The sequence below is a fragment of the Nostoc sp. CALU 1950 genome (genome assembly GCF_051172895.1).
GTDB classification, from domain to species: Bacteria; Cyanobacteriota; Cyanobacteriia; order Cyanobacteriales; family Nostocaceae; genus Nostoc; species Nostoc edaphicum_A.
This window is the reverse complement of record NZ_JBDNJQ010000237.1, coordinates 1-8,810: the sequence shown is the minus strand read 5'-3', so window position 1 is coordinate 8,810 and position 8,810 is coordinate 1. Positions and strand designations below refer to the sequence as shown.

Annotated in this window: 7 protein-coding genes and 2 riboswitches; of the genes, 5 read left to right on the top strand and 2 right to left on the bottom strand. The window is 40.6% G+C overall.

The genetic code is table 11. The features are described from left to right. Positions 1–193: 193 nt before the first annotated feature. On the bottom strand, positions 194–1,384 hold the full coding sequence (locus ABF638_RS35195) for a sensor histidine kinase (protein ID WP_435027418.1): 1,191 nt from the start codon (positions 1,382–1,384) through the stop codon (positions 194–196). A 438-nt stretch (positions 1,385–1,822) separates the two neighbouring features. After that, positions 1,823–2,044, top strand: a riboswitch (cyclic di-AMP (ydaO/yuaA leader). Positions 2,045–2,141: 97 nt separating this feature from the next. Here ABF638_RS35195 and ntrB point away from each other — a divergent pair. The 5 genes from ntrB (at position 2,142) to ABF638_RS35170 (ending at position 8,053) form a co-directional block, all read left to right on the top strand. Beyond that, entirely contained in the window at positions 2,142–2,993 is an 852-nt protein-coding gene (gene ntrB, locus ABF638_RS35190; RefSeq protein WP_435027417.1) for a nitrate ABC transporter permease, read from the top strand. Between the two features lie 152 nt (positions 2,994–3,145). After that, on the top strand, positions 3,146–4,588 hold the full coding sequence (locus tag ABF638_RS35185; protein WP_435027416.1) for an ABC transporter substrate-binding protein: 1,443 nt from the start codon (positions 3,146–3,148) through the stop codon (positions 4,586–4,588). 154 nt (positions 4,589–4,742) lie between these two features. Next, positions 4,743–5,579, top strand: coding sequence for an ABC transporter ATP-binding protein (locus tag ABF638_RS35180; RefSeq protein WP_435027415.1), 837 nt, complete (start codon positions 4,743–4,745; stop codon positions 5,577–5,579). Between the two features lie 17 nt (positions 5,580–5,596). Further along, positions 5,597–5,819, top strand: a riboswitch (cyclic di-AMP (ydaO/yuaA leader). A 161-nt stretch (positions 5,820–5,980) separates the two neighbouring features. Beyond that, the gene (locus tag ABF638_RS35175) at positions 5,981–6,601 is read left to right on the top strand and encodes a universal stress protein (protein ID WP_435027419.1); all 621 of its coding nucleotides are present in this window, start codon (positions 5,981–5,983) and stop codon (positions 6,599–6,601) included. 114 nt (positions 6,602–6,715) lie between these two features. Continuing rightward, positions 6,716–8,053, top strand: a complete 1,338-nt coding sequence (locus tag ABF638_RS35170; protein ID WP_435027414.1) for an ArsB/NhaD family transporter — start codon at positions 6,716–6,718, stop codon at positions 8,051–8,053. A 262-nt stretch (positions 8,054–8,315) separates the two neighbouring features. Here ABF638_RS35170 and ABF638_RS35165 read toward each other — a convergent pair whose 3' ends face one another. Further along, positions 8,316–8,519 (bottom strand): high light inducible protein, encoded by a 204-nt coding sequence (locus tag ABF638_RS35165; RefSeq protein WP_335104821.1) that lies wholly within the window; start codon positions 8,517–8,519, stop codon positions 8,316–8,318. Positions 8,520–8,810 lie beyond the last annotated feature (291 nt).

The window sequence follows — 8,810 nt, the reverse complement described above, 5'->3', positions numbered from 1 at the left end:
CGCCGTCTCTACAATAATCAGTCTTTTGTAGAGACGGCGATTTATCGCGTCTTTTGTCTTAACCGAACAGTATTGGTTTGTAAAGCCCCGGCGATTAGAAATCGCGGCTATACAGACAAAACCCTTGATTTTGTATTAGTCCACGGAGGTGGACAATGCTAGTGTAGTCGTGATTTCCAATTGCCCAATACTTTTAAAATTCCATTTCCAAGGGAAAAATAACAGTGAAAGTAGAACCAACGCCTACCTGCGAGGCTAGGTTAATTTGACCTTGCAATAATTTTACCAACCGCGATACGATCGCTAACCCCAACCCAGTACTATCGGGAAGATAGGGGCGATCGCTAGCACTTACACGAAAATAGGGTTCAAATATTTGGTCTTGGTTTTCTGGTGCAATACCAATTCCTGTATCAGAAACGGCGATCGCCCATCTCTGGTTCTCCAACACCTGACACATTATAATTACAGTCCCCGACTCTGTATAACGAATCGCATTACTAATAAGATTTGTGATAATCTGTTGCAGTTGGAAAGAATCTGCCATTACCTTTTCGGGAGCGCGATCGCAATCCACCACAATTTGTAAATTTTTTCCCGCAGCTAAAGGTTCTAACATTTCACACACATTACCAATTAATTCACTTACATCCGTAGGCGCTAATTGGATTTTTATCTGCCCCGCTTCATAGCGCGAAAGTTCTAGTACATCATTAATCAGATGAAGTAACTGTCTACCATTGCGTAGTACTCGCTCAATATGTTCTAAATTGGTAAAGTTGTCTTTTATATCAGTCTTGCGTCGTTGTTGGCGTAAAAACAGATCCGAGTAGCCAATAATGGAAGTGAGGGGATGTTTTAATTCGTGGGCTAATTGGGAAAGATACTCTTGATTAGCGCTAATTAATCGCGTGAGTTCCTCATTATGGAGCGTTAGTGATGCTTGCAACCGGTGTAATTCCCGCAAGCGTTGCTCAACATAACTCTTGAAACATTGAGCGATCGCTTCATCTACAATCGCATCAATCAAACGCATGGAACGAATTATCTCTGATGGGGTTCCCTTCAATAAATCTGCTTGTATAGCATCAAATATTACTGTTCGCAGCAGATGATATTCTCTGGCAATTTCTGCTGGATCAAAGCCTTGTTCGGCTCGAATCGCTCCATGCTGAAAACTGGCAATAACCATTGACCGAATATCATTATCCTGAGATTTTGAAAGAACTGTCACCATTGCTTTCAAAAGATCAGGGACGTGATCCTTTACTGCTGTATAAGATAGTTCATCAGCACTTTCAATGCGTCTATCCTTACGAACCGCTGCAATCCATTTTTTGAGGATGGTATCCGTTTTTTCAGCCAGTACTTGACTAAAATCCATTATGTTAAATTCAGCTAGGAGATAGATGAGTAAACTTCCATATCCAAATAGTTTAGCGAGTGAAATGGCTGTTTACCAAAAAATCGATATGTTTCACCTACCAAAAGAAATAGATTTTACACATTTTTTCGTTGGTTAGATTAACTAACCGTAGATAAAATTTGTGCAGTATAATTTATATCTTGAAGTTCACAATAAAACTCTAGCAGTTAACAGGCTTGATACTTGACTTAATTAAATTGTTTCGCTTTCTGTGTAAGGAGTTCACTCACAACATAACCAAAATTAGAGATTTTCTTGATTACCGAAAAGCCAATGTATGTACTTAACTTCAGTATTAAAATAAACAACATTTATCATAAAACAGATGTAGTTACTAAAGTATTAATGTTATGTTCTACATATCGATGTTATAATTTCCATAATCTAGTATCTATTCGAGTAAGTCAGCCTAATCCAACGCATCACAGTGCGTGACGTTGGAGCGGAGGAACCAAATTGTGGGGCGAATCTTATAGAAAGTGAGGAGTTGAGAGTTAAAAGTGAAGAGTTTATAAATTCAACTCAGCACTCGGAACTCAGCACTCAGCACTCTTAAAAGAAGGGCATCTCTCAGCCCTAGCCCGTCAGCTAACTTCGTAGGCATTGAGAGGAGACTGAAGAGACGGCATTTTTATAATGTTCCAATCTCATCAGTGTCCAGGGCTGGTACTGCTCAGACTTTTTGTACCTGCACTTAAATCTGTTGAGGTCGTCAATGATATTTCAACTAAATTTAGCAGCGATCGCCGCGATCGCTGGGCAAGCTGTTTGGAAAAAGACCAAACCTGTAATCCTTAGAGATGTCTTCTTTTTACCAGTATTGGGCTTCTTGGGAATAATTGTGCTGTGGTGGATTATTGCACTTGCCAACCATCAATTGATGCCCACTCCACCAGAAGCGCTAATCGCTAATTTAGACTACATCTTAAATCCCTTCTACCAAAGAGGCCCAGGCAACTTAGGAATTGGTTGGTTGTTGATAGCAAGTCTGCGTCGGGTATTAATAGGCTTTTTGTTAGGTGCTGTAGTAGCGATTCCTTTGGGGTTTCTAATTGGAATGTCCAGACCGGCAATGCTAGCACTTAATCCGATAATTCAAATTTTTAAACCCGTATCGCCCCTAGCTTGGCTACCCATCGCCTTAGCAATTTTCAACTTAGCAGATCCTTCCGCCATTTTTGTCATCTTTATTACCTCCTTATGGCCGACAATTATTAATACCGCATTAGGAGTTTCTAGCGTTCCCAAAGATTATTTAGATGTGGCACGAGTGCTGGAAATGCCACGTTGGCGACGAATTACAAAAATCATTTGGCCTGCAAGTTTGCCGTATATTTTTACAGGTTTGCGAATTAGTTTAGGCATAGCTTGGCTAGTAATTGTTGCCGTGGAAATGCTTACAGGTGGTGTTGGTATCGGCTTTTTTGTCTGGGATGAATGGAGTCGTTTAAACCTGAGTTCAGTCTTTTTAGCTGTGTTGATAATTGGCTTAACTGGGTTAATCCTAGATTACGCCGTGGACAAAATCCAAGAATTAGTAACCCATCGCCCTAGAACTTCCAACTAACTAAAGGGAATTTTAGATTTTAAATTTTAGATTTTGGATTGAAGAATTGAAAATCCAAAATTTAATAATATCTGTTCGCGCAGCGTCTAATCAAACAAATCTAAAATCCAAAATCTAAAATCCAAAATTGATCCACCAATGGAGCTACAAAAATGGGTGATAATAACTGGACTCGACGAGATTTTATTAAAGGAATCGGAGTAACCACAACCGGAATAGCATTGTCCTCCTGTGGAATTTCAGGAGATAGATCAGCCAAAGGACTAACTGAAGAAGCCTTAGCTGTACAACCAGTAGTTAGATGGCAAGACCTAGAAAAATCTGATCTCACCATTGGTTACGTTCCCGTTAATGATTGTGCGCCATTTGCGATCGCCTGGAAAAAAGGTTTCTTCCGCAAATATGGTTTGAATGTCACACTTAACCGCGAAGCTAGTTGGGCTAATTCCCGCGATGGTTTAATTTTTGGTCGCCTGGATGCTTCGCCCATAGTATCTGGTGCAGTTACCAACGCCAGAATTGGTGCTGAAGGCGCACGCCAAGCCTCCTTGTGTGCAGCCATGACCATTCACAGCCACGGTAACGCCATGACAATGAACAAAGCCATGTGGGATTTTGGGCTACGCCCGTGGTACGAATATCAAGAACAATATGGCGATGGCGCTTTGGAAGCCTTTGGGCGCGATTTCCGGGGTTTCTTTGAGAAGCAGCCGTCAGAAAACAAAGTCTGGGCGGTAGTATTAAGTTCCGCGATTTACGAATACTTTATCCGTTACTTATCTGCCGCCGCAGGTGTTGATCCGCTTAAAGAGTTTCGGATCATCATCGTTCCACCCCCTCAAATGGTAACAAACGTGCGGATTGGCGCCATGCAAGCTTACATGGTTGCAGAACCCTGGAATACACGAGCAATAACAGGTAATGAAAACATCGGCTTTACCTTCGCACAAGGTAAAGAAGTCTGGTTGGGACACCCAGATCGTTTGTTGGGAGTAATGCAATCTTTCATCGAAAAATATCCCAAAACCTATCGTTCTTTAGTCAAGGCGATGATTGAAGCCTGTCAGTATTGCAGCAAAGTAGAAAACCGCCAAGAAGTAGCCGAACTACTTACAGACCGTTCCTTTACAGGTGCTAAACCCAAAAATCAAGATGCTCCAATTGCCAAATTTACAAGTCCCGGAATTCTGGGCAACTATAATTACGGCGGCTTTGACGGCAAAGACCGCACCATCCAAGCCGATGACACCACGATTTTCTTCGATATTCCTGACAACCTTCCCAAGCAGCCAGGAGAACACTCGACATTCTTGTGGAGATCCAGAAGTATCTGGTTAATGACACAAGCAGCCCGATGGGGACAAATTAAGGAATTTCCCAAAAATGCCGAAAAACTAGCCGAAGATGGCTGGAGAACAGATTTATATCGGGAGATAGCATCTGAAATGGGCATTGAATGTCCCAAGGATGATTACAAGGTCGAACCACCAGAAGTATTTATAGATAAGAAAGCCTTCGATCCCAGCGATCCGGTGGGTTATCTAAATAGTTTTGCGATCAGGGCTAATGCTCCCACTAGCTTTTTCATGTCTTAAATTCCAAGTTCAAATATTGGCTGTGGCAATTTTAGATTTTGGATTGTAGTTCTTCGATTCACGCCTTGCTTGTTGTGGGCGAAAGATAATCTAAAATTGCAAATCTAAAATCCAAAGTTGTTTGATGACTAGATTATTTCGGGAGCATTTGATAATGGAATATACCTCATTACCTATTAATACCCAGACCGAAGTTCTTCCCCGCACTGGATTTTTAGAAATTGAAAATTTAGTCAAGTCTTATCCGACACCTGATCAAGAGAACTTTGTCGTTTTAGATGGAGTTAATCTGACAATTGGTGAAGATGAATATATTTCTGTAATTGGTCACTCAGGTTGTGGAAAATCAACTCTACTCAAGATAGTAGCTGGTTTAGAAAAAGCAACTTCCGGCTCAGTCCGGCTAGATGGAAAAGAAATTCGTCAGCCAGGAGCCGAGCGGATGATGGTATTTCAGAACTATTCGCTGTTACCTTGGTTAACAGTACGAGAAAATATCCGTTTAGCTGTGGATGAAGTGCTAAAAAATGCTAATCGGGCTGAGAAAATTAGCATTGTAAATCAGCACTTGGCAATGGTAAACTTGACGGCGGCGGCTGACAAATATCCTGATGAAATCTCTGGAGGTATGAAACAACGAGTAGGTATTGCCAGAGCTTTAGCAATTCGTCCTAAAATGTTGCTGATGGATGAACCTTTTGGGGCACTAGATGCGCTAACTCGTGGCAAATTGCAGCGGCAGGTATTGGATATTTGGGAAAATAATCGTCAAGCAGTGATGATGATTACCCACGATGTAGACGAAGCAATTTATATGTCCGATCGCATCGTCTTGATGACCAATGGCCCAGCTGCTAATATCGGGGAGATTTTAGAAGTTCCTTTTGAGCATCCACGCGATCGCGCCGCCATGCGAAACTCAAAAGAATATTTTGAACTCCGCAACCACGCCCTAAATTTCCTTGATCGATATTTTGCCCAAGACGAGTAAATTAGATTATCATTTTTTTTAGTGGGTAGCCTAATTCAAATTCATGAAAGCTGGATTTGGAACGGAGGAACCAATGTTTGGGGCTAATCTTGCAGAGAGCGGCAATTTAAGAGTCAGAAGTTTTCACTCAGGACTCACCACGGGCTAAACGCCCCGCTTGCGCTAACAGCACTCCTAAGAGAGAGACACCTTCCAGTCTTAGCCCGTCAGCTAACTCCGTAGGCAATGGAAGGAACCCCCAAGACTTTGGCTGTAATACAGTTATTATTGGGGTTTCCTTGACTGAATTGAGATTTTGGTTATCGTTACTCAATCTAAAATCCAAAATCCAAAATTTGTCCCCCTGCTTCTCATTGCTAATTCATTTCATTGGGAGAAGTAAAGCTGTGCAAATCAAGCCAATGTTAGCACGTCTACAAAGTGCCACAGGTCGAGATGACTTAATTGAACAAATGGTACTGCTGCCAGAACCAAAGAAACCTTTTTATAACAAACCTCAAAGCTCAAAAGCAGTTAATTTAATTGTTGCTTATGATGGATCTCCCAAAAGTCATACGGCATTAGATATTGCCTTTTGGATTGCCCATCAAACCCGTTTAGCCACCAATGCAGAAGTTACAGTTCAAGCTGTTTATGTATTAGAAGATAATCAAAGCAGCCAGTATCCAAATATCTTGAGCTTTCCACAACAACAGCCTTCATTGGAATGTCAAGTTAGTGAAGTATCAAAGTCTGTCACACTGGTATTAACTCAACCCAAATTGCAGACAGTAGTAACTCCCCTACAACAAGCAGATATAATTCTCTGGCAAGCTCGAAGTCTAGCTGAAGAATGGCAGGGTTGCTTCAAATCTCATTTGCGCTTTGGCTGCATTTCTACAGAACTTGCCAAAGTTGTTGAATCAGAAAATGCCGATATTCTGTTTTTAGGTTGCAACTCCGCGAATCATCCGATGATTGAGGCACTAGGCTCTAATTTTCCCTGCGCCGTTTTGGGTATTCCCAGTTGTATTGATGAATAATCGATATTTCAAATTTCAGTAATTTTTATCCAATTTTAATCACAGATAAGTCACCTATAAATAGGTGGCTTTTTTCGCTACTATTCAACCAAGTAAACTTCGAGAGGTTAGGGTGTGGAAAACTGGCAAGCAATCCTTAGTGTGATTACGTTTATAAGCGTCATTGTTTTAGTAATGACGGAATGGGTACATCTCACTATTGCAGCATTACTGGGAGCATTATTGTTAGTTTTTAGTAACGTCATGACTTTACAAGAAGCTGTTGGTTACATCGGCAAAAGTCATGGAACACTCGGTTTATTCTTTGGAGTTATGGTGTTAGTACGGGCTTTTGAGCCTACCAAGATATTTGATTATTTAGCTACTCAAATAGTACTCCTAGCTAAAGGACAAGGCAAACGTCTATTACTTGGTATTGTCGCTATTGTGACACCTATTTGTGCAGTCTTACCAAATGCCACAACAGTAATGTTGCTAGCACCTTTAATTCCACCAATGGCGGAGGAAATTGGGATAAATTTTGTCCCATTGTTGATTTTAATGGTGTTTGTTGCTAATAGTGCCGGACTGCTAACTTTAGTTGGTGATCCTGCTACATTTATTGTCGGTGATGCTGTGAATATCAGCTTTACAGATTATTTATTGAAATTGAGTTTAGGAGGAGTGATTGCCATTGTCATAGTGATTGCAACACTGCCATTTTTATTCCGTAAAATTTGGAATACACAGTTAGATAATCTTGAAGAACTGCCACACCCACAAATAAATCATCCACGTGCTTTAAGCTTCGGTGCAGTTATTGTATTTTTCGTCCTGCTATTTTTTGTCATCGGAGAATCTCTACCAGTTCCGATTTCACCTGCTGCCGCAGCTTTGTTAGGAGCAGCTTTAGCTTTGCTTTTATCTCACCATAGCAAAATCGATTCAGTTAACAACATTTTGCGGGATGTAGACTGGAGTACATTGATATTTTTTATGAGTATTTTTGTGCTAATTGGAGGACTAGAAAAAACAGGTGTAATCAGTGGTTTATCAGGAATATTGGCAGTAATTTTAGGAAAAAATATTATCCTGGGTTCTCTATTTTTATTATTTTTTGTGGGAATATTATCCAGCGTAGTGCCCAATATTCCTTTAGTGGTGGGGATGGTTCCCTTACTCAAACAATATATTGTGACTGTCGGATTAGCACCCACAGAAGTTTTAGCACAAGACTTTCAAGGACAGTTTCCGCCAGAAGTATTACCTCTGTTTTATGCCATGATGTTCGGTGCAACTTTAGGAGGTAATGGCACACTTGTAGGTGCATCATCTAATATCGTAGCCGCTGGGATTTCTGAGCAGCATGGACGCCGCATCTCGTTTAAAACTTTTCTCCACTATGGTATTCCAGTGATGCTATTACAACTGGTAGCTTCAGCTTTATATGTGTTGGTTCGCTTTTTACTTTAGGTAAGGATAGTGCTAAGTAAATCGGCGTAAATATTTGATTTTTGAAAATATACGTAGTGGCGTGGCAAGACTAAAATGTTGCAATAAATTTTCTTGTGGTGTGGGCATCTTGCCCGCACGGACGGGCGAGACGCCCATCCCACAAGAGTTTTATAATGCACTATTTTAAGCTTGACACGCTACTACAAATGCCTAATTTTGTTCAAAAATCAAATCGAATTCCTATAGGTTCTTAATCAGTCAGAATGGCTGTGGCAGACTATTAGTAACCAATTAAGTGTAAGACGTCACGCAGAACGCTATAACCAGCTAAATCCCAAAGTAAATAGGCAAGAAAGCCAATAGCAGCTAATCGACCGTTCCAGATTTCGGCTTGAGGAGTCCAGCCAAACAAAAATGCGTTGCGATCTATGCCGTTATAAGCTTTAGCAACAGTTGATAAATCAGTTGAAGGACGTGTTTCCATTTTTTTGTACTCAAGATGTGTTTGTTAACTTTAATGTAGCTATGTATAACTAAACTGTTTTATGTCTATAGGAACAAACTATAGGCACTTCTTGAGGACGATAATCAACAACATATTGGTAGGTTCAAATCCACCTTGGGAGGGTGACAACAAATTGCTATGTAAACAAATACGAAATATTGTAAGGGACTTCCAAATAAAAAAATATACAACTATTTGTTGTGGGGTGGGCATCTTGCCATTGGTGTCAAGTTAAGAAAATTAGAGTCTTGTCAAGTGGGTAAAACTCAA